Genomic DNA, 19,703 nt, shown 5'->3' on the forward strand with positions numbered 1-19,703 from the left:
TTGGCATAGACCTGCGTACCTACCAGGGAAGGCGCTCTCCGTTATAAGCGAAGAAATTGCCGCTGTCGGCGGGCTCCAGTCGGTCGATCAGCGACAGTAATTCATCGGCGGCCACGTTTGCCGGCCTGGCGGCAGACGCGCCTCGAAAGGGTTGCGACAGCGCTGATACAACTGTGCCCGGATGAAGGCTCAGCAGTCGGCTCTGAGGTCGGGTTCTTGCCAGTTCGATGGCCGCCGTTTTAATCAGCATGTTCAGGGCTGCCTTGGAGGCGCGATAGGCGTACCAGCCGCCCAAGCGGTTATCGCCGATGCTACCCACCTTCGCAGAGAGCATCGCCATCGCGCCGCGAGGGTCAAGCAAGGGCAAAAAGTGGCGCAAAACCAGCGCAGGCCCGATGGTGTTGACTTGAAATACCGCCTGCAACGCATCTGCATCAATCGCGGAATAACTTTTTTCAGGCTTTATCTTGTCGCGATGGAGCAGACCTGCGGCATGCAAGATCAACTGGTACGGTGCTTGCTCAGTCAATTCGGCTGCGGCGCTGGCGATGCTGTCGGCATTCTCCAGGTCGAGGAATGGAACACTGTTGCGCCCCAGCGCATGAACATGCGCGCACCGTGGGTCCTGGTTAAGCAACTCACAAAAAGCCGAGCCCAGCGCCCCGCTGGCGCCTATCACGAGGGCACGATAGCCCTCACCCAGGGAATTCATCGTGAAGGAAGTGTTCATCCAGGCTCTCCTGCGTTCTGATGCGATGTGTTGGTGTTAGCCCCGTCGCCCTATCAGTTGCAGGAACTCCTGACGTGTCGCAGAGGACTCGCGAAAGGCGCCGAGCATTACCGATGAGGTCATCACCGAATTTTGTTTCTCCACACCCCGCATCATCATGCACATGTGCTTCGCCTCGATGACCACGGCCACGCCGGCGGCATCGGTGATGTGCTGGATGGCGTCGGCAATTTGTTTGGTAAGGTTTTCCTGGATCTGTAGGCGACGGGCGAACATATCCACCACTCGGGCCACCTTCGAGAGGCCCAGCACCCTTCCGGTGGGGATGTACGCTACATGCGCCTTGCCGATGAAGGGCAGCATGTGATGCTCACACAATGAGTACAGCTCGATGTCGCGCACGATGACCATTTCATCGTTTTGCGATTCGAACAATGCGCCATTGACCACATCCTCCAGACTCATCGTGTAGCCATTGCACAGGTACTGCATCGCGTTGGCTGCACGCTTGGGTGTGTCCAGCAGTCCTTCACGTTCAGGGTTCTCGCCTACGCCGACGAGAATTTCACGGTAATGTGCGGCGAGTGATGGGGTCGATGCGTTCATCTTGATTCCTCGCAGCCTTGCTGCGCTTTCTGTGACGGCAATCCTTGGCAGTAGGGGAGTATCTGCTGCGCACGATCTGAGGCGTACGCCCTAGGACATGCCAGGTCAGCCATGACCCTGGCTCTTCGTCGGCCCATGACCAAGCAAAGCGGTCTAGGTGTGCGTTTTTTTCGATGTGGACTGCTCGTCTGAGCCGGGGTTGGAAGCAGGCACCGCGCAACGGCTATCGACGCAGCGGCGCCCACCGTCTGGGTGAGGCAACCACGCCAAATGGGGACGTAAGCGGCAGAAAAGCCGATAGCCGAATTCGAGCAATGGGCGCAGTGCCCGCCACGTCAGTGGTGTTGCCCAAAAACCCAGGCCTGCGGCTCGCCAGCTCCATAGCGTGGCATCCAGGCCTGTTACCCAGCGTCCATCAGCGAAACGCGCGTGCAGCGACGACTGCATGTGCTCGAATGTGAACCCGAGTGCCTGGGCGTCGAATGCACAGCTGCTGATGTCCACAAACAGCAGTCGATCCTTTACGGCATGGCCGCGTAGGAGCTTGATTTCGCGCGCACACAGTGGGCATTCACCGTCGAAATACAGCGTCAGCGGCCAATTCACTTTCTTGTACATGCGCCGTGCTCTTGTATAGGTTTTGTACAAGATAGGCTGAAAGAAACAGGCTGACAATGGGCACTCTATTTTTGCTGTACTGAGCGTGGCCAACGGTGTGATACAGGTACGGACACGATATTGATGCAAACTCATTAAGCAAAAAGGCCGCCCATGAGTTCTGGGGCGGCCTTGTCTCTATGTCTGGTCGACGCTTAATTGCCTCTGTAGGTCGAGAAACCGTAGGGGCTGAGCAGTAATGGGATGTGGTAGTGCGAAAGCGTACCGTCTACCTCAAAAATGACCGGTACCTCCGGAAAGAAACTGGCAACTTTGTGCGCTTTGAACCATTCCCCGGTTTTAAACGTGACGCGGTAGGTGCCTTTCTCCAGCGCCTGACCCTCGGGGTACAACCCGGGAATACGCCCTTGCTCATTTGTCGCGGCGCTGTTGAGCATGTTCCAGTGGTTGCCGTCCTGTTTTTCCAGCGTGACATTGACGCCAGGGGAGGGCAGACCATCTTGTAAGTTGAGCACATGCACGCTGAGCGGGTTTCCTGCCGCCAGCGCCAGTGACGATACGACACTCAATACAAGGCCCGCGAAGCATGTTTTTAATCCAGTCATGATGATGTCCTTAGTTTTTGACGGTAGGTAGGATTTTGTCGATAGCGGCCAATGCGCACCCTTCATCGTTTGCGGCACCACCGGCACCGGCTACTCCGATCGCGCCAATGACTTGCCCTTCAAACAGCAACGGCACGCCGCCGCCCAGCAGCAATAGCTCATTCAGGGTGTTGAGGTTTTCTGCATCGGGGGTACTGCGGACCCGCTCTGCCAATAGTCGCGTTGGCGTCTTGGTCGATAGGGCGGTGTAGGCCTTGCGTTGGGCGGCTAATGTGTTGTGTGGGCCCACGTTATCGTCACGCTGCAGGGCGACCAAATTGCCCCCACGGTCGACAATGGCAGCAACACCTGTACGGCCATCGGCATGGCAGGCTGTCAGCGCGGCGTTGAGCAAATCATTGGCCATTGCCAGTGATACGTCGTTGCGCTGCTGCACTTGATCCGGGGCTGCAACGGCGAGCGCTGAGTTTATGGCGAGTGACATCAGCAATGAGGTCGATAGGCTTATACGCATGCTTTGTCCTTTGTGTGGTCTGGCTGAGTCATAGCCAGGCATGATGCCCCGTGCACTCCGTCAAAATGATTGCCTGATGATTACCAAGATGTAATGTGCCAAAACGCTTGGGCGCGCTAGCCTATGCTCCAGTTCCGGAGGAAAAGATGCGTATCCTGGTCGTAGAAGATGAAGCGAAAACAGCGGATTACCTGCACAAAGCCCTGACTGAATCGGGCTACGTGGTGGAAGTCGCCCTGGATGGCCTGGAGGGCCAGTATCTGTCGCAGGAAAGTGAGTTCGACTTGATCATCCTGGACGTCATGCTGCCGGGCCTGGATGGATGGCAATTGCTGCGGATTATTCGGCGCAAGTGGCAAACCCCGGTGCTTTTTCTGACGGCCAGGGACTCTGTGGAGGATCGGGTCAAGGGGCTTGAGGCAGGGGCCGATGATTACCTGGTCAAACCTTTTTCCTATGCCGAGTTGTTGGCGCGCGTACGTACCTTGCTGCGCAGGGGGCCGCCACGTGAGGTCGAGCAGTTCATGGTTGCAGACCTGAGCCTGGATCTGTTGCGGCGTAAAGTGACCCGCGGGGGAGAGCGCCTCACCCTGACCAACAAGGAGTTTGCCCTGTTGCACCTGCTGGTCAGCCGTGAAGGGGAGGTGCTATCGCGCTCGTTGATTGCTTCGCAGATCTGGCAGATGAACTTTGACAGTGATACCAATGTGGTCGACGTCGCCATCCGGCGACTGCGCGCCAAGGTTGACGATCCTTACCCGCTCAAGTTGATACAGACAGTGCGTGGCATCGGCTACATGCTTGAGGTGCAATCCTGAAACTGCTTCCGCGCGCCCTGAGCTTGCGCCTGGCGGTCATGTTCGCGTTAGTCAGCGCGCTGCTGCTGGGCTCCATTGGTTTTTACCTTTATCAGTCGTTACAGCGAGAAATCGCGTGGCGCGATGACCAGGCCCTGCTCGGGCGCCTGGAGCGCATGCAGGCGCTGATCAACGACAGTGTCAGCGTCGAGCAACTCAGAAATCGGCCCAAGCTATACGAAAATATGCTGGGCAATCGCGACAACCTGCTGTGGATCATCGATGACACAGGCCAGGTGCTGATCGAAATCAACCCCGTCAGCATGAGCTTGCCCACGTTACCAGCTGCAGCCCAGGCTCAATTGGGTGACGGTGATACTTCGGTGCCGGTGCGGCTTGCCTGGCAGCATGTCATGCAGGGTGATCGCGGCTTGACCCTGATTGCTGGCAAGTTATTGAGCGAGCGCGAGCAAATGCTGGGGGCTTACCGATTCAAGCTGTGGCTCGCGATGTCGGTCGGCGCGCTGCTGGCTTTTGTACTCGGCGGGTGGGTCAGTCAGCGAGGGTTACGACCTGTGCGCCTGCTGGCCAAGCGCGCTGCCGCCATTGATGCACACCATCTGCATCTGCGGCTGGATGAGTTCAATGAATTTAGTGAACTGCAAGTGCTCAGTCAGGCGCTTAATCAAATGCTCGCACGCCTCGAAGAGGGGTTCGCCCAGCTATCACGGTTCTCAGAGGATCTCGCCCATGAGATGCGAACTCCGCTCACTAACCTGATGGGGCATACCCAACAATCCCTGAGGCATGGTCGTTCAATTGAGGACTATCAGAACCTGCTGGTTTCCAATCAGGAAGAATATGAGCGCCTGGCGCGAATGATCGACAGCATGCTGTTTCTCGCTCGTAACGAGCAGTCGCATGCGTCGGTCAGTGATGAGCTCATCAACCTGCACGATCTAGTCGAGCAACTGTGTGAGTATTTTGAAGGCGTGGCGCAAGAGCGTGACGTCACGCTGATCAATCAGGCCCATCACCACTTGCGTGCCGATCCGGCCTTGGTCCGTCGAGCATTGGCTAACTTGCTGTCCAACGCGCTGCGTTATGGCGCTACTGCCAGCGCGGTGACGATTGGCAGTGTGGCGCGGGAGGACAGGATCGAAGTCACCGTGCACAACCAAGGCCCGCCGATTTCAGCGCAACATTTACCTCGGCTGTTTGAGCGCTTCTACCGGTGCGACCCGTCACGTAATCAGCCGGACGATTCTGGTGGCTTGGGGTTAGCAATCGTGCGCTCAATCATGCAATTGCATGGCGGGCGCGTAACCGTTGAGAGCACTGGTACGGGTACGCGCTTTTGCTTGGTGTTTCTGCTACAGAATGCTTGAGCGAATGCCCTTGAGCCTATCCGCTGTGGCACGACCTAGGGTATCAAGCGCATCTCGCGGAGTTTGTCGAACACATCGAAAAAGGCTTGATCGCTCGCTTGGTAGGCGGTGAAGCCCATTGCACGGCTCTTCGACATATCAGTGACGACTTCGATGGGTCGACCAAGGTCTGCATCGGTGTGCCAGGGGGATATCAGGCGACCAATATCGGCTTCTTTCAAGCCGTGCTCCGCCACTATTTGCGTCCACACGGCTTGGTCGTCAGCCATTTGCTTCTCGAGAGGTGAAAGTGCGGCGGGATAATCGGCAGCAGGCAGGTCGAAGTATTCGGCAATTCGGCTCCACATCCACTTCCAGCGAAACACATCGCCATTAGTGACATTGAAAGCCTGGTTGGCCGCCGCCGGCGTAGTGGCCGCCCACAGTTGTTGTTTCGCCAACTGCCGTGCATCCGTCATATCGGTGAGGCTGTCCCACTGCACGCTTGATCCCGGAAATACAAAAGGGCGACTGGTTTGTTTGCAAATCGAGGCGTAGACGGCGAGGGTGGTTGCCATATTCATCGCGTTGCCGACGGCAACGCCGGTCACGGTATGCGGGCGGTGAACGCTCCAGGTGAAGCCGTCCTTTTCGGCAGCGGCGAAAAGTTCGTCCTCTTGGGCGTAATAGAAATTCTCCACATTCAGACGCCCCTGATCTTCGCGAAACGGTGTTTGCGGAAGGCTGCCTTTACCATAGGCTTCGAAAGGCCCGAGGTAGTGTTTCAGGCCAGTAACCAATGCTACGTGCTTCACGCTCCTGGCTGGTCGAATGGCGGCCAGCACGTTGCGTACCATGGCGGCATTAACGCGGATATTTTCAGCTTCGGTGGCTTGCCGTGACCATGTGGTGATGAACACATTAGTAGGTTTCAGGTCCGCAAGCGCACGCTCCAGCGAAGCGGGATCTTGGAGGTCTGCGGCGATGGGGATCACGCCTTGCGATTGCGACGGGCGCCTCGATAGCGCGGCGACCTGCCAATGGTTGTCGATTAATAACTGAGTGATGGCGCTGCCGACAATGCCGCTGGCGCCGACGACCAAAGCTGTTTGGCTCATGAGTTCCTCCTAGATTTAGAGTTGGGAGTTCACCCGAGCAGCAGAGGTTCAACCTAAACCGGATCCGTATGGGCGTGTTTTTCTACCGGTTTTTCTCGCACTTTAGTCATAATCGATTGCGGAACCCGCAGTCGACAACTGTGATTATCCATACGCCCAAATTGTCATGGCAGCGTCCAGAGCATCAGGCGGGAATACGTGTATTGCTGGAGTCTCTCCAGAGATACATCGCTGCACTCCGACAGGATGCCGAGGCTCTCAACGAGGCTGAGAGGTATACGGTGCTGGGGGCGGTTCATCCTAAAGACTCAAGGATTTGCGCCTTGAGCCGCTACCGCGATTTAGGCAGGTGCTCGAACAGCGTGGAGCACACACCATGGATGTGTTCTTCAATCAGCTTGACGGCCAATTCCACATCCCTTGCCTGGCAGGCTTTGACGATGGCGCGATGCTCGGCATCGGCGGTGGCCTTGCCGTCGGACAGCACGATCTGCATGCGCAGATAACGCTCGATCTTGTCGTGGATCGAGCGGATAAGGTTGAACATGAACGGCCGCTGCGCCGCCTCATAAATGCACGCGTGAAACGCCCAATTCATCTCCGCCCAACGGCCCGCATCTTCGCCCGTCAGGAAGTCATCGAGGATGGCATAGGCGCGAGCGAAATGTTCTTCGGTGAGATTGGGAATGGCGTAGCGGGTGATCTCCACCTCCAATAACACGCGCACCTCAAAAATCTGGGCGAGTTCCGCTTCGCTGATGCGTGTGACCATAGCACCGCGATTGCGCTGGAACTCTACCAAGCCTTCTGCTTCCAGGCGCTTGAGGGCTTCGCGCACCGGGATCTTGCTGACGTTGAAGGACTTGGCGATATCGTCCTGACGAATCGGATCGTCTTCGGCAATTTCGCCCGAGATGATCGCATTTCGCAGGTATTTGGCGATGACTTCCGAAGTCGAGGGTGCCACACCAAGGTTTGGGGCATTGGACAGGGACAATGACACGATGGCTCTCCTGAGCAGGCGAATACGTATATGTTATACGAATTTTTGCAGGCGCCGCTATGCTCCTTGCCGGGCTATTGCTCCGGTAATGCGCCATCAGTGAAGTCACCGTTGACCAACCGGTGAATTTTCAACGGGTTGGCATTCTTGAGTGCATCCGGCAGGGCGAAGTCCGGGAAGTTTTGGAAGCATACCGGGCGTAAAAACCGCTCGATGGCCAACGTGCCTACCGACGTTCCGCGTGCATCGGAGGTGGCGGGGTAAGGGCCGCCGTGGATCATGGTGTCGGTGACCTCCACACCCGTAGGGTAGCCGTTGACCAGCAGGCGGCCGGCCTTGGTTTGCAGCAGCGTGACCAGGTGCAAAAAGTCCTGAAGGTCCTCGGGCTCGGCCAGCAGCGTGATGGTCAGCTGGCCTTGCAGGTTTTCCAGCGCTTCAATCAGGCGTTCAGTGGTGGAGGCGGTTACCACAATGCTTGCAGGACCAAAGACTTCTTCTTGCAGGGTTGCTTCCCCTCCGATCAACAGCTCTTCATCGGCGCTGAACAGTTGCGGCTCGGCGAGAGTGGTGGGCGCGCGTCCACACAGGTGCGTTAAACCAAAGCTTTTGTGCAGGCGCTCCACACCCGCGCGATAGCTGGCGAAAGTGCCCGCGTTGAGCATCGCCTGGGCCGGTTTTTGCGCCATGTACAACGTGAGCGCCGCCGTCAGTTTGGAGAACGCCGGGCTGGCCAGGCCGATGATCAAGCCCGGATTGGTGCAGAACTGCCCGCAACCCAGCACCACCGAATGGGCCAGCTCTTCGGCGATCTTCTGTCCACGCAACCTGGCCGCGCGCGGCAACACGATTACCGGATTGATGCTCGACATCTCGGCAAATACCGGGATCGGTTCTGGGCGTGCCGCTGCCATGTCGTACAGAGCTCGGCCGCCTTTGAGCGAGCCTGTAAAACCGACCGCCTTGATAGCCGGGTGTTTAACCAGCTGCGCACCCACGCCCCCGCCGTAAATCATGCTGAACACGCCCGCAGGCAGGGCGGATTTTTCCACGGCTCGGCTGATGGCGGCGGCCATCAGTTCGCTGGTGCCCATATGGCCGCTGTGTGCCTTGAACACCACCGGGCAACCGGCGGCCAGTGCAGAGGCGGTATCGCCGCCAGCGGTGGAGAACGCCAGCGGAAAGTTGCTCGCACCAAACACTGCCACGGGGCCCAGGCCGATTTTCAACTGGCGCAGGTCAGGGCGCGGCGCGGGCTTGCGCTCCGGCAAGGCTGTATCGATGCGCGCGCCATAAAAGTCGCCACGACGAAGCGCGGTCGCGAACAGCCTGAGTTGATGCGTCACCCGCCCGCGTTCGCCCTGAATACGGGCGTAGGGCAGGGCGGTTTCGGTGCACACCAATTCAATGAAGTCTGGGCCCAAGGCGTCGACTTCCTGCGCGATAGCGTCGAGGAAGTCGGCCCGCAACGCACTGGAGGTGTCGCGAAACTCCTGCGCAGCCTTTTGCGCCGCCCAGCAGGCTGCGTCCACTTCAGCCTCGGTGGCCTGGAAGAACGTGTAGGGCAGGGCGTCCCCGGTACTGGCGTTGTAGCTCAGCAAAGAAATGTTCCCCAGCGCACTGCGCTGACCGGCAATAAAGTTGTGACCAAGGATGTTCATGACTGAGGCTCCAGGCGCGACGACGAAAAGCGATCAAAGGTATTTCGTATACCATATAGCACGACTTATTTTTCTGTCGACGGTTATGTGTGCTTACCTGCAATTACACGAAACCGCCCGAATTTGGGTCGTTCACGCCATTTGCGCTCCATTACGTAACATTTGGGGCACAACCCGGACATGGCTGCCATGCACGAAACCCGATCCAGAGCGGTGTGCCAGGAATTTGAAATCACGGCACGCTAAATGCTTATACCGTATACGAAATCCCAACCACGTAACGCTCCGAGGTTTTCCGTGAATAAATCCGCCTTAACGATCGCTTTGCTGGGCTGCCTTACCGCTGGATTCATGAATGCCGCCCAGGCCGACAAGCTCGATGACATTATTGACTCCGGCAAACTGCGTTGCGCCGTCACCCTCGATTTCCCGCCAATGGGCATGCGTGACGATGCCAACAACCCGGTGGGCTTTGACGTTGATTACTGCAACGACTTGGCGAAGGTGTTGGGTGTAACAGCAGAAATCGTCGAAACGCCGTTCCCTGACCGCATCCCGGCGCTGGTGTCCAACCGCGCGGACATTATTGTCGCGTCCACTTCCGACACCCTGGAACGGGCAAAAACGGTGGCGATGACCATTCCGTACTTCGTGTTTTCGGTGCAGGTGATGACCCACGAAGGCACCAACATCAACAAGTTCGAAGACCTCAAGGGCCACACGCTGGCGGCCACAACGGGCTCCTATGAAGCCAACGCCCTGAGCAAAACGCTCAAGGAGTGGGGCACCGGTACGGTGCAAACCTACCAGTCGCAGAACGACACCTTGTTGGCTGTTTCCCAGGGCCACGTCGACGCAACCATTGTGACCAGTGCCGTGGGCGCCTCGGCGATCAAGTCCGGTAAATACAAGGGCCTGAAGCTCGCCGGTAACGCGCCTTACACCCCCGACTACGTGTCGCTGGCGGTCAAGCGCAGCGAACTGGGCCTGCGCGACTACCTGAATCTGTTCATCAACCAGCAAGTGCGCAGCGGTCGTTATGCCGAGCTGTACAAGAAGTGGCTGGGCGGCGAGCCACAATCGCTCACCGTACCGGGCGTGTATTACTAAGCTTTGCGTAGGTGCGTAAACCTGAACGCCCGCTAATGCGGGCGTTTTTGTTGGAACGCATGGTTTTTGCAGGTGCAGGTAACGCTACATCTTGGGGAGTGTGGCTAAAAAATGTTCCCTAATGTAGCAGCGCCCGCGTCGATGCTTGTGGCGACAACCGGGTGCAGCCCTTTCCTTGACGCGCCTGGGTCAATCCTGCGGCGAGGAACATTAATTGGCACCGCTATTGCTTTGTATAACGTATACGAAATCTGAAAAGCCTGATTCAGTCTGATGAGGTGCCCTTGATGCTTGACTATACCTTCCACTGGAGGAGCGCCTTCAACGCGCTGCCCGATATGTTAGCGGGGGCCTGGGTCACGATGCAGACGGCCGTGCTGGCGATGGCGCTGGGCATGCTGCTGGCATTTTTGCTCACGGCCATGCGCGGGATGAAAAATCCGCTGCTGCGCGGGTTTGCCGAGGCATGGGTATCGATTGCACGCAACACGCCGTCGCTGTTTCAGATCTACATCCTTTATTTCGGCCTGGGCTCTTTCAACATCCAAGTGAGTTCATGGGCCGCGCTGGTGTTTGGCATCACCTTTAACAACGCAGGCTACCTGGCCGAGATCTTTCGTGGCGGCCTCAAGGCCATCCCGCACACTCAGGTGCGCGCTGCCCGATCGCTGGGCATGAGTGCCTTCCAGGCGTACCGCCTGATTGTGGTGCCGCAGCTATTGCGCGTGGTGTTCCATCCCTTGAGTAACCAGATGGTGTGGTCGGTACTGATGACGTCCGCCGGCGTGGTGGTGGGCCTCAACAATGACCTCACCGGCGTCACCCAGGAGTTGAACGTGCGCACGTTCAGAACGTTCGAGTTCTTTGCCCTGGCGGCAGCGCTCTATTACCTCATCGCCAAAGTCATCGTGGTGGGTGCCCGCATCGTCGGCTGGCGCTTGTTCCGTTATTAAGGGTGCACACATGTTCGACACAAGCCTGACGCAACACGACCTGCTGTACCTGCTGCAAGGTGCCTGGACCACCCTTGAGTTGACCTTTGCCGCCATCACCGTGGGCACGCTGGTGGGGGTGATTTTCGGCTGGCTGCGCGCCGTGGCTCCGCGAATCACCTTGCCGCTCGCGCTGCTCCTGGATGTGTTCAAAAGCGTGCCGCTGTTGATCCAGTTCGTGCTCTTCAACTCCATGAAAAGCATGGTGGGCCTCAACTGGAGCGTGTTCACCATCGGCTGCCTGGTGCTGGGTATCTACGCCGCCGCGTACTGCACCGAAGTCGTTCGAGCCGGCATTCTGGCCGTGCCGCCGCAAGTGCGCCGTGCCAGCCGTTCGCTGGGCATGAGCTACTGGCAAGATCTGCGTTACATCGTGATGCCGCTGGCCAGCCGTGTGGCGTTTCCGGGGTGGTTGAACTTGCTGCTGAGTTTGATGAAAGACACCTCGCTGGTCATGTGGATCGGCATCGTCGAATTACTTCGCGCCTCCCAAAGCATCGTGACTCGCATTCAGGAGCCTTTGCTGGTGCTCTGCATCGTGGGCCTCATTTACTACGTCATGAGCTGGGCGATTTCCCGTGTGGGCGCACAGCTGGAAAAAAGGTGGCAGGAAAATGATTGAGATCAGCAACGTTCATAAATCCTTTGGCGACCTTGAAGTGGTCAAGGGCGTGAGCCTGACTGTGCAGAGGGGCGAGGTGGTGTCCATCATCGGAGGCTCGGGTTCGGGCAAGTCCACGTTGCTGATGTGCATTAACGGCCTGGAGCCCATCCACAAAGGCAGCATCCGCGTGGACGGTATCGAGGTGCACGACAAGCGCACCGACCTGAACAAGCTGCGGCAAAAGGTGGGCATCGTGTTCCAGCAGTGGAACGCCTTCCCGCACCTGACCGTGCTGGAAAACGTGATGCTGGCGCCACGCAAGGTACTGGGGCTCGGCAAGGCCGAAGCCGAGGCGATTGCAGTGCAGCAGTTGCGCCACGTGGGCCTGGGCGAAAAGCTCAAGGTGTTTCCCGGCAAGCTCTCGGGCGGCCAGCAGCAGCGCATGGCCATCGCCCGCGCCCTGGCGATGTCGCCCGACTATATGCTGTTTGACGAAGCCACTTCGGCGCTGGACCCGCAACTGGTGGGCGAGGTGCTGGACACTATGCGCATGCTGGCTGAAGACGGCATGACCATGGTGCTGGTGACCCACGAGATCCGCTTTGCGCGGGACGTTTCCGACCGCGTGGCGTTCTTTCGCAACGGCATCGTGCATGAGATTGGCACGCCGGAGCAGGTGATCGGCAACCCGCAAAGGACAGAGACGATCGAGTTTCTCAAGTCTGTGGTGTAAGCCCCTGCAATGGCCGGTATGCCGGCCTGTTTAGCGCGGGATTACGCTTGAAATACACCGTATACCATATCCGATAAACCGTTTAACCCCACACTGCATCCTGTAGGAGCGCACATGAGCGACAACATTTTTTCTGGCTGCATGCCAGCCCTGATGACCCCATGCACCGCCGACCGCCAGCCGGATTTCGACGCGCTGGTGGCCAAGGCCCGCGAGCTGATCAACATCGGCATGAGTGCCGTCGTTTATTGCGGCTCCATGGGCGACTGGCCGCTGCTCACCGAAGCCCAGCGCCAGGAAGGCGTTGCGCGCCTAGTGGCAGCGGGCATCCCGACCATTGTCGGCACTGGCGCGGTGAACTCGCGTGAAGCGGTTTCCCACGCGGCGCATGCTGCCAAAGTAGGCGCGAGCGGGTTGATGGTCATTCCGCGCGTGTTGTCGCGCGGTGCCTCGGCTTCCGCGCAAAAAGCCCACTTCGCAGCTATTTTGAATGCAGCGTCACAGTTGCCGGCGGTGATTTACAACAGCCCGTACTACGGCTTTGCCACGCGCGCCGATTTGTTCTTCGAACTGCGTCGCGAGTTCCCGAACCTCATCGGCTTCAAGGAGTTCGGCGGCGCGGCAGACCTGCGCTACGCGGCCGAATTCATCACCTCCAAGGATGATGCGGTCACCCTGATGGTGGGTGTGGATACCCAAGTAGTGCACGGTTTCGTCAACTGCAACGCCACCGGCGCCATCACCGGCATTGGCAACGCCTTGCCGCGTGAGGTGCTGCACCTGGTGCAACTGAGCAAGGCCGCGGCCAACGGCGATGCCAAGGCACGCCAGCAGGCCAAGGAGCTGGAAGCGGCATTGGCGGTGTTGTCTTCGTTCGATGAAGGCACCGATCTTGTGCTGTATTACAAGTACCTGATGGTGCTCAACGGCGACCTGGAATACACCTTGCATTTCTACGACACCGACGTGCTAAGCGACTCGCAGCGCCGTTACGCCCAAACCCAGTACGCCTTGTTCCGCGAGTGGTACGCGCAGTGGTCTAAAGCTTAAGGCGGGCAGGGCGGCGCCCCGGCGCCGTCCTAACGCGCTATTTATCCAGCCAGCTGAATCGAGAGGGAAACATCCCGTGAGATCGACAAAAATTGTGCACGTTGTCGGCTGCCACGCCGAAGGCGAAGTGGGCGATGTGATTGTCGGCGGCGTCATGCCGCCACCCGGCAATACCTTGTGGGAACAGTCGCGGTTTATCGAGCGCGACAATGTGCTGCGCAACTTCGTGCTTAACGAGCCCCGTGGCGGCGTGTTCCGTCATGTCAATTTGCTGGTGCCGGCCAAAGACCCGCGCGCGCAAATGGGCTTCATCATCATGGAACCGGCCGACGTGCCGCCCATGTCCGGCTCCAACTCGCTGTGCGTGGCCACCGTGTTGCTAGACAGCGGCATCGTGCCAATGGTCGAGCCCATCACCCATTTGGTGCTTGAAGCGCCGGGCGGTGTCATTGAAGTCACTGCGCATTGCCGCGATGGCAAGGTGCAGCGCGTGGAAGTGAAAAACCATCCCTCGTTCGCCGACAAGCTGGACGCGTGGATCGAAGTCGAAGGGTTGGGCTCGATCCAGGTCGACACGGCCTACGGCGGCGACAGCTTTGCCATTTGCGACTCCACCAAGCTGGGTTTTGCGCTCACCTCCGACGAGGCGGCGGACCTGGTAGCCACAGGCCTCAAGATCACCAAGGCGGCCAACGAGCAATTGGGTTTCACCCACCCGCTGAACAAAGACTGGAACCACATTTCGTTCTGCCAGATCGCCGCGCCACTCTCGCGTGAAGGCGGCGTGGCCAGCGCCGCGAACGCAGTGGTCATTCGTCCGGGCAAAATCGACCGTTCACCCTGCGGCACCGGCTGCTCGGCGCGTATGGCGGTGCTGCATGCCAAAGGCCAACTGGCGGAGGGCGAAACGTTCATCGGCCGCTCCATCATCGGTTCGGAATTTCATTGTCGTATCGACAGTGCCACCGACCTGGCTGGGCGCCCGGCCATCGTGCCGATCATTTCCGGCCGCGCATGGATTACCGGTACCGCTCAACTGATGCTGGACCCTCGCGACCCCTATCCTGAGGGTTATCAGCTTTCCGATACCTGGCCACGCGGCCTCGTGCTGTAAGGAGGGCGTATGCCTATCGTGAAAATCGAGCTGTTTGCCGGGCGTAGCGACGAGCAAAAAGCCCAGTTGGCCAAGGCGATCACTCAGCAATTCTTGGAGCAATTGGCGTCCAGGCCGGAGGAAGTGATCGTGCTGTTCCAGGATGTGCCTCCCGCGGACTGGTTCGTGGCCGGGCGCTCGTTGGGCAAGCCAGCTGTGGATTAAACGTCCATCCTGGTCGGGTGACGGGCACACACACCGTGTGCCCGTCACCCGACGCAACCTCGGCCGGCTCGCCTCCGACATTGTTCACGTTTACTATCAACGTCTTGTGGCCGACAGAAAGCGGAGTCGAGTAGCGTTGCAGCATAGCCTCCGTGGACCGTGCCGATCGGGTTGTAAGCATGCAGGCCGGGCGTGCCTGTAAAGACTGCCCACCCGTCACCTGCCTCGACGAAAGTGAAGTCGAGCGAATCTCCAATCGGCGGTCGTCCCCCCGCTGAAATTAAAGCTTGGAGGGTTTCAATTCCGGATAGGCCGGGTGCAACTTCATTGACTAGATTCACTGATATTTCTCCATTTGGGCCGGAGCGATCTCGCTGGCCGGACGATGCAACGTTATTGAGCGGCCGATGCGTGGCGGCTCCTGTGGTTTAAATTCAATGGGCATTCGCGGATGGCTGTTTCGGCGGCTGCACCTTGTGCATCAATGGCACCAGCACTACCGCGACAACAAAACACGCCATGATCATCAGGAACGCATCGGCATAGGTCAGCGTCTGCGCCTCGCGCCAGGTCAGCGCCCAGAGTTGATGCAGTGCGAATTGGCTTGCATCCATGCTGTTTTGCCCGAGCAACTGAGCGTTACCCGACAGTTGGTCAAGCCAGACATTCATGGATTCGTTCTGGATGTTCAAGTGCTCGGCCAGGCGCAGGAAGTGCAGGTTGGTGCGGTCATTGAGCACCGTAGCGCAGGCGGCGATGCCGATGGCGCCGCCGAGGTTGCGCATCAGGTTGAACAGCCCGGACGCGAGTTTCAGTCGGTCGGCGGCCAGTGCACCGAGGGTCAGGGTCACCACGGGTGGCACCGTTATTTGTTGGGCGAACCCGCGTATGGCCTGGGGCAGCAGCAGTTCCTTGGCGCCCCAGTCGTGGGTAATGGGGGAGAAGTCCCACATCGACAGGGCGAACAGCGACAGCCCGAACATCAGGATCCAGCGCAGGTCGAAACGGTTGGCCAGCACCGCGTACACCGGGATGGCCAGCAACTGGAACACTCCCGTGGAAAACACTGCAAGGCCGATATCCAGCGAGCCATACCCACGTACGCGGCCAAGAAACAGCGGCGTGAGGTAGATGGTGGCGAAAATGCCGATGCCGGTGATGAATGAAAACAGGCAGCCCAGGGCGAAGTTTCGGTCCCGCAGGGCGCGCAAATCGACAATCGGCTCCTTGATTTCCAGGCAGCGCCAGATAAACAGCCCGCCGCTGATGGCGGTGATCCAGGCGGTGGTGGCGATGGTGCTGTCACTGAACCAATTCCAGCGTGGGCCTTCTTCGAGGGTGTATTCCAGGCAGCCGAGAAACACTGCCATCAAGCCCATGCCGATGTAGTCGGCGCCCTTGAGCAACGACGGGTTGGGGCGATCGACCTTGACCAGCATCGGCACGGCAAAAGTCACAAACAGGCCGGGCAGCAGGTTGATGTAGAACAGCCAGTGCCACGAAGAAATATCCGTGATCCAGCCTCCGACTGCCGGGCCCAACGTGGGCGCGAGGGACGCGATGGCGCCGATGGTAGACGCGGCGATCACCCGTTGCTTGCCGTTGAAGTACATGAACGCAGTGGTAAACACCAACGGGATCATCGAGCCCCCCAGAAACCCCTGCAAGGCGCGAAACGCGATCATGCTCTGGATGTTCCAGGCCAGCGCGCAGAGCAGGCTGGTCAGGGTAAAACCCGCCGCCGATGCCGCGAACAACCAGCGCGTGCTCATCACTCGTGAGAGCCAGCCCGACATCGGGATCACGATAATTTCCGCGATCAGGTAAGCGGTCTGCACCCATGCCGTATCGTCCGCACCGGCAGACAGCCCGCCGCCGATATCCTTGAGCGAGGCGGACACGATCTGGATGTCGATCAAGGCGATGAACATGCCCACGCACATGGTGGCGAAGGCCGCGACCTTTTGTGCGGTGCTGAGGGCGGGCAACGGGCTGTTCATAGCTGGGCCTTGAGGGCGCTGGCCTGGTCCTCGAACGCCTCATCGGTGTTGACCTTCGCCATTACCGACAGGCCTGGGCGCAGGGCGCCAAAGTCGGCGTCATTGCTGTCGAGCCGAACGCGTACTGGCACGCGTTGCACGATCTTGGTGAAGTTGCCGGTGGCGTTTTCCGGCGGCAGCACACTGAATTGCGCCCCGGTGGCAGGGGCCAGGCTCTCGATGTGCCCGTGGAATTCACGGCCGGGGAGGATGTCGGCGCGGATGCTCACGCTTTGCCCGACCTGCAGGCGCCCCAATTGGTCTTCCTTGAAGTTGGCATCCACCCACAATCCTTTCGCGGGCACCACTGAGATCAGTTGGCTGCCGGCCGCGGCGTAGGCACCGACCCGGGCGCGGCGGTTGCCCACATAGCCGTCCACCGGAGCTCGCAGTTCGGTGTAGCCGATATTTAGTTGGGCCTGGTCGCGTTCGGCTTGTGCCTGCTGTAGTGCCGCACGCGCCTGGCCGCGCTGGGTTTCAATCACATCAATCTGCCGGTTTGCCGCCAGCAGTCCGGCTTGCGCCCGGGAGTGGTCGGCGCGGGCGGTCTTCCACACGGCGTTGACCCGTTGCGCGCTTTCGACCGACACGGCCTGGCTGCGCACCAGGTTCTGGTAACGCGTCTGATCGTCGCCTGCCCGTTGCGCTTCGGCGTCAGTGGCGTCGATCTGCGCCCTGGCCTGGTTGATCACCGCCAGTTGCAGTTGTTCAGTGGCGTCCAGGTTGGCCAGGCTGGCTTGCTGCGCGGCCACGGCGCCATCGGCCTTTGCCAAAGCGGTGCGGTAGTCGCGCACGTCGATGCGCGCCAATACGTCGCCGGCATGTACGAACTGGTTGTCCAGCACCGTCACTTCGCTGATATAGCCGGGCACCTTGGCGCTGATCACCGTCACATCCGCGCCCACATAGGCATCGTCCGTATCTTCAACAAACCGACTGACCAACCACCAGTGACTCGCGTACCACACGCCGCCCACCACGACGAGGGTCAGCAGGCCCAGCCGCACTATCTGTTTGCGCCGGGATGGTTTTGCGGGTTCGGGCACAGCGCTGACTGGAGCGTCCATGACGAAATGACCTCGCTGAGTATTAGTGGGGGAAGGGGCTGACCAACTGGTCTTTTTCGGCGTAGGCCCGGCCGGTTCGTGCGCGCCACAGGGTCAGCGGCTCGGCATCGGCGCTGACATGTACGCGGTGGCCCGCACGGGTAATGGGTTTGCCGGTGTTGGCATCCATCAACGCCAGCACCACCGGGCGCCCGGTGGCCTCATCGGCGAGAAACACCTTGGTCGAGCCCTCGGCATGCCGCGCGCCCCAGTCCATCAGCGTGAGGATGACGTGGCGCAGGTCACGACCGGCTTCGGTGAGGTGGTACTCGTGGCGTGGCGGGTTGTCTTGATACGGGTGCCGTTCCAGCAACCCGTTGACCACCAACGAGTTCAAGCGGCGGGTGAGGGTATTGGAGGCGATGCCCAGGCTGGTCAGGAATTCATCGAAACGACGCAGCCCGTAGAACGAATCCCTCAGGATCAACAGGCTCCAACCATCACCGATGTGCTCCAGAGCGCGGGCGACCGGACAGGGCATGGACTGGAAACTGGCTTTTTTCATCATGATCACCTGCGCCAAACATGCAATATTACATTCGTAATATTGCATGGTGGCTTTCATAATGAAAGTCACTTGAGAAATTATTTGTTACTTTGGGCACGCAAGGGCACTAGGTTGACGGGCCCGACCCTAAAACGAAAAGAAAGCGAAAACGGCGCGTATGGAAAGCACGCGGGCACCGGAAACCATGTTCAAACCCCGCGATTTTCCGTCTGCCGCGCTTGCGCCAACAACCAATCCCGAAAAGTCGTCAGCCTGGGCAAGCTGGCGCACTCAGGCCGATAAACGATGTAGTAGGCCAACTCTGATGCAAAGCTGATGTCGGGGAACAACCGCACCAGGCGTCCGCTTGCCAGGTCATCGTTGGCCATGACGCTGCGGGCAAGCGCGATGCCGTGCCCCTCAACCGCAGCTTGCAACACAGCGGCAGAATTGTTGATTTGCATGCCCCGCAGGGAGAGGGTGTCCGTTGTCCCGGCTTTCTGCATCCAGGTTTCCCAGGTCGGAAAACCGGTATGGCTATCCATTGAAAGATCGTGAATCAACGTCTCCTGTACCAGGTCACTGGGCTTGTGCAAACGCGAGTGCTCGCGCAACAGTTGTGGCGAGCACACCGGATAGACCTCTTCGTCCATCAGCTTCTCGGCGGTCAGCCCCGGCCACCGCCCCGTGCCATAACGCACGCCGATATCGATTCGCTGCGCAACGAAATCCACCGGCTTGAGGTTGGTATCCAGGCGCACGTCTGTTTCGGGGCAAACCGCCTGGAAGCGGTCGATGCGAGGCAACAGCCATTTGGCGGCAAAGGCCGGGCTGACGGCAACGGTCAGTACGCCGTTGATCGAACTTTCCCGCAGTCGCTCCATCCCCAGGGTCAGCCTGTCGAAGCCTGCGCGAATGTCGGGCAACGCGCGCTCGGCTGCCTCCGTGGGTACAAGCCTTGCCCGGCCGCTGTTGCCGCGCACAAACAGCGGGCTGCCCAGCCAGTCTTCCAGCGTGCGCACCAACTGACCGACCGCCGCCGGTGTGACGTTGAGTTCGGCCGCCGCCGCAGAAAAGCTCTGATGGCGGGCGCTGGCCTCGAAGGCACGCAAAGCGTTCAGATGGGCCGGTGATTTCATGGCGATAAAGAATTTCTTTCAGGGGCTGACACTTTATCTCGTTTGTCCGTGGCCGGAAAGAAGAGAAAAATCACCTCCATGCCAGCTACTGATCTGCTTGATGGGTGAG

The 19,703-nt window shown here is 59.2% G+C and carries 21 protein-coding genes; 9 read left to right on the plus strand and 12 right to left on the minus strand.

Features of this window, described 5'->3' with window-relative positions; all coding sequences use genetic code 11:
* Positions 1-19: 19 nt before the first annotated feature.
* From C4J83_RS15065 to C4J83_RS15085, 5 genes are all read right to left on the minus strand, one after another.
* Positions 20-730, minus strand: coding sequence for an SDR family oxidoreductase (locus C4J83_RS15065; RefSeq protein ID WP_124417468.1), 711 nt, complete (start codon positions 728-730; stop codon positions 20-22).
* Positions 731-766: 36 nt separating this feature from the next.
* A complete protein-coding gene (gene folE, locus C4J83_RS15070) occupies positions 767-1,336 on the minus strand; it encodes a GTP cyclohydrolase I FolE (RefSeq protein WP_119740447.1) in 570 nt (189 codons plus the stop codon).
* Between the two features lie 153 nt (positions 1,337-1,489).
* Positions 1,490-1,954, minus strand: coding sequence for a thiol-disulfide oxidoreductase DCC family protein (locus tag C4J83_RS15075; RefSeq protein WP_164487939.1), 465 nt, complete (start codon positions 1,952-1,954; stop codon positions 1,490-1,492).
* 194 nt (positions 1,955-2,148) lie between these two features.
* Complete coding sequence (gene uraH / locus C4J83_RS15080) at positions 2,149-2,559, minus strand: hydroxyisourate hydrolase (protein ID WP_124417469.1); 411 nt, start codon at positions 2,557-2,559, stop codon at positions 2,149-2,151.
* 10 nt (positions 2,560-2,569) lie between these two features.
* Entirely contained in the window at positions 2,570-3,073 is a 504-nt protein-coding gene (locus C4J83_RS15085) for a GlcG/HbpS family heme-binding protein (RefSeq protein WP_124417470.1), read from the minus strand.
* Positions 3,074-3,219: 146 nt separating this feature from the next.
* Between C4J83_RS15085 and C4J83_RS15090 the strand changes: the two genes are divergently transcribed.
* Together C4J83_RS15090 and C4J83_RS15095 are read left to right on the plus strand one after the other, a co-directional pair.
* Positions 3,220-3,891 (plus strand): heavy metal response regulator transcription factor, encoded by a 672-nt coding sequence (locus tag C4J83_RS15090; RefSeq protein WP_124417471.1) that lies wholly within the window; start codon positions 3,220-3,222, stop codon positions 3,889-3,891.
* Complete coding sequence (locus C4J83_RS15095) at positions 3,888-5,258, plus strand: heavy metal sensor histidine kinase (protein WP_124417472.1); 1,371 nt, start codon at positions 3,888-3,890, stop codon at positions 5,256-5,258. Before C4J83_RS15090 ends, C4J83_RS15095 begins: the two co-directional genes overlap by 4 nt.
* 35 nt (positions 5,259-5,293) lie before the next feature.
* On the opposite strand, the gene C4J83_RS15100 is transcribed toward C4J83_RS15095, so the two are convergent.
* The 3 genes from C4J83_RS15100 to C4J83_RS15110 all read right to left on the minus strand — a co-directional run bounded on the left by C4J83_RS15100 (position 5,294) and on the right by C4J83_RS15110 (position 9,016).
* Positions 5,294-6,355 (minus strand): SDR family oxidoreductase, encoded by a 1,062-nt coding sequence (locus C4J83_RS15100; RefSeq protein ID WP_124417473.1) that lies wholly within the window; start codon positions 6,353-6,355, stop codon positions 5,294-5,296.
* 331 nt (positions 6,356-6,686) lie between these two features.
* Positions 6,687-7,358: a GntR family transcriptional regulator gene (locus C4J83_RS15105; protein ID WP_119740434.1), complete on the minus strand. Its 672-nt coding sequence runs from the start codon at positions 7,356-7,358 to the stop codon at positions 6,687-6,689.
* Between the two features lie 74 nt (positions 7,359-7,432).
* Complete coding sequence (locus C4J83_RS15110; protein ID WP_124417474.1) at positions 7,433-9,016, minus strand: aldehyde dehydrogenase (NADP(+)); 1,584 nt, start codon at positions 9,014-9,016, stop codon at positions 7,433-7,435.
* Positions 9,017-9,367: 351 nt separating this feature from the next.
* Between C4J83_RS15110 and C4J83_RS15115 the strand changes: the two genes are divergently transcribed.
* The 7 genes from C4J83_RS15115 to C4J83_RS15145 all read left to right on the plus strand — a co-directional run bounded on the left by C4J83_RS15115 (position 9,368) and on the right by C4J83_RS15145 (position 14,823).
* Positions 9,368-10,126, plus strand: coding sequence for an ABC transporter substrate-binding protein (locus tag C4J83_RS15115; protein WP_119740430.1), 759 nt, complete (start codon positions 9,368-9,370; stop codon positions 10,124-10,126).
* 287 nt (positions 10,127-10,413) lie between these two features.
* The gene (locus tag C4J83_RS15120; RefSeq protein WP_119740428.1) at positions 10,414-11,079 is read left to right on the plus strand and encodes an amino acid ABC transporter permease; all 666 of its coding nucleotides are present in this window, start codon (positions 10,414-10,416) and stop codon (positions 11,077-11,079) included.
* Between the two features lie 10 nt (positions 11,080-11,089).
* Entirely contained in the window at positions 11,090-11,740 is a 651-nt protein-coding gene (locus C4J83_RS15125; protein WP_124417475.1) for an amino acid ABC transporter permease, read from the plus strand.
* Entirely contained in the window at positions 11,733-12,455 is a 723-nt protein-coding gene (locus C4J83_RS15130; protein WP_119740424.1) for an amino acid ABC transporter ATP-binding protein, read from the plus strand. Before C4J83_RS15125 ends, C4J83_RS15130 begins: the two co-directional genes overlap by 8 nt.
* 114 nt (positions 12,456-12,569) lie before the next feature.
* Entirely contained in the window at positions 12,570-13,505 is a 936-nt protein-coding gene (locus C4J83_RS15135) for a dihydrodipicolinate synthase family protein (protein ID WP_119740422.1), read from the plus strand.
* A gap of 76 nt (positions 13,506-13,581) precedes the next feature.
* Positions 13,582-14,619 carry a trans-3-hydroxy-L-proline dehydratase gene (locus tag C4J83_RS15140; RefSeq protein ID WP_124417476.1) on the plus strand — a complete coding sequence of 346 codons (1,038 nt, stop codon included), beginning with the start codon at positions 13,582-13,584 and terminating at the stop codon, positions 14,617-14,619.
* A 9-nt stretch (positions 14,620-14,628) separates the two neighbouring features.
* Entirely contained in the window at positions 14,629-14,823 is a 195-nt protein-coding gene (locus C4J83_RS15145) for a tautomerase family protein (protein ID WP_119740418.1), read from the plus strand.
* A 434-nt stretch (positions 14,824-15,257) separates the two neighbouring features.
* On the opposite strand, the gene C4J83_RS15155 is transcribed toward C4J83_RS15145, so the two are convergent.
* From C4J83_RS15155 to gcvA, 4 genes are all read right to left on the minus strand, one after another.
* The gene (locus tag C4J83_RS15155) at positions 15,258-16,823 is read right to left on the minus strand and encodes a DHA2 family efflux MFS transporter permease subunit (RefSeq protein ID WP_124417477.1); all 1,566 of its coding nucleotides are present in this window, start codon (positions 16,821-16,823) and stop codon (positions 15,258-15,260) included.
* Positions 16,820-17,929, minus strand: a complete 1,110-nt coding sequence (locus C4J83_RS15160; protein WP_124417478.1) for an HlyD family secretion protein — start codon at positions 17,927-17,929, stop codon at positions 16,820-16,822. Before C4J83_RS15160 ends, C4J83_RS15155 begins: the two co-directional genes overlap by 4 nt.
* 22 nt (positions 17,930-17,951) lie before the next feature.
* A complete protein-coding gene (locus C4J83_RS15165; RefSeq protein ID WP_124417479.1) occupies positions 17,952-18,473 on the minus strand; it encodes a winged helix-turn-helix transcriptional regulator in 522 nt (173 codons plus the stop codon).
* 191 nt (positions 18,474-18,664) lie between these two features.
* Positions 18,665-19,594, minus strand: coding sequence for a transcriptional regulator GcvA (gcvA, locus tag C4J83_RS15170; RefSeq protein ID WP_124417480.1), 930 nt, complete (start codon positions 19,592-19,594; stop codon positions 18,665-18,667).
* Positions 19,595-19,703: the final 109 nt, after the last annotated feature.

Origin of the sequence: Pseudomonas sp. LBUM920 (assembly GCF_003852315.1) — a bacterium.
Lineage (GTDB): Bacteria > Pseudomonadota > Gammaproteobacteria > Pseudomonadales > Pseudomonadaceae > Aquipseudomonas.

Excerpts from the sequence above, each read along its gene's own strand:
- C4J83_RS15065 (WP_124417468.1), bottom strand. The coding sequence starts at position 730 with ATGAACACTTCCTTCACGATGAATTCCCTGGGTGAGGGCTATCGTGCC.
- folE (WP_119740447.1), bottom strand. The coding sequence starts at position 1,336 with ATGAACGCATCGACCCCATCACTCGCCGCACATTACCGTGAAATTCTC.
- C4J83_RS15075 (WP_164487939.1), bottom strand. The coding sequence starts at position 1,954 with ATGTACAAGAAAGTGAATTGGCCGCTGACGCTGTATTTCGACGGTGAA.
- uraH (WP_124417469.1), bottom strand. The coding sequence starts at position 2,559 with ATGACTGGATTAAAAACATGCTTCGCGGGCCTTGTATTGAGTGTCGTA.
- C4J83_RS15085 (WP_124417470.1), bottom strand. The coding sequence starts at position 3,073 with ATGCGTATAAGCCTATCGACCTCATTGCTGATGTCACTCGCCATAAAC.
- C4J83_RS15090 (WP_124417471.1), top strand. The coding sequence starts at position 3,220 with ATGCGTATCCTGGTCGTAGAAGATGAAGCGAAAACAGCGGATTACCTG.
- C4J83_RS15100 (WP_124417473.1), bottom strand. The coding sequence starts at position 6,355 with ATGAGCCAAACAGCTTTGGTCGTCGGCGCCAGCGGCATTGTCGGCAGC.
- C4J83_RS15110 (WP_124417474.1), bottom strand. The coding sequence starts at position 9,016 with ATGAACATCCTTGGTCACAACTTTATTGCCGGTCAGCGCAGTGCGCTG.
- C4J83_RS15115 (WP_119740430.1), top strand. The coding sequence starts at position 9,368 with ATGAATGCCGCCCAGGCCGACAAGCTCGATGACATTATTGACTCCGGC.
- C4J83_RS15120 (WP_119740428.1), top strand. The coding sequence starts at position 10,414 with ATGCTTGACTATACCTTCCACTGGAGGAGCGCCTTCAACGCGCTGCCC.
- C4J83_RS15125 (WP_124417475.1), top strand. The coding sequence starts at position 11,090 with ATGTTCGACACAAGCCTGACGCAACACGACCTGCTGTACCTGCTGCAA.
- C4J83_RS15130 (WP_119740424.1), top strand. The coding sequence starts at position 11,733 with ATGATTGAGATCAGCAACGTTCATAAATCCTTTGGCGACCTTGAAGTG.
- C4J83_RS15135 (WP_119740422.1), top strand. The coding sequence starts at position 12,570 with ATGAGCGACAACATTTTTTCTGGCTGCATGCCAGCCCTGATGACCCCA.
- C4J83_RS15145 (WP_119740418.1), top strand. The coding sequence starts at position 14,629 with ATGCCTATCGTGAAAATCGAGCTGTTTGCCGGGCGTAGCGACGAGCAA.
- C4J83_RS15155 (WP_124417477.1), bottom strand. The coding sequence starts at position 16,823 with ATGAACAGCCCGTTGCCCGCCCTCAGCACCGCACAAAAGGTCGCGGCC.
- C4J83_RS15160 (WP_124417478.1), bottom strand. The coding sequence starts at position 17,929 with ATGGACGCTCCAGTCAGCGCTGTGCCCGAACCCGCAAAACCATCCCGG.
- C4J83_RS15165 (WP_124417479.1), bottom strand. The coding sequence starts at position 18,473 with ATGAAAAAAGCCAGTTTCCAGTCCATGCCCTGTCCGGTCGCCCGCGCT.
- gcvA (WP_124417480.1), bottom strand. The coding sequence starts at position 19,594 with ATGAAATCACCGGCCCATCTGAACGCTTTGCGTGCCTTCGAGGCCAGC.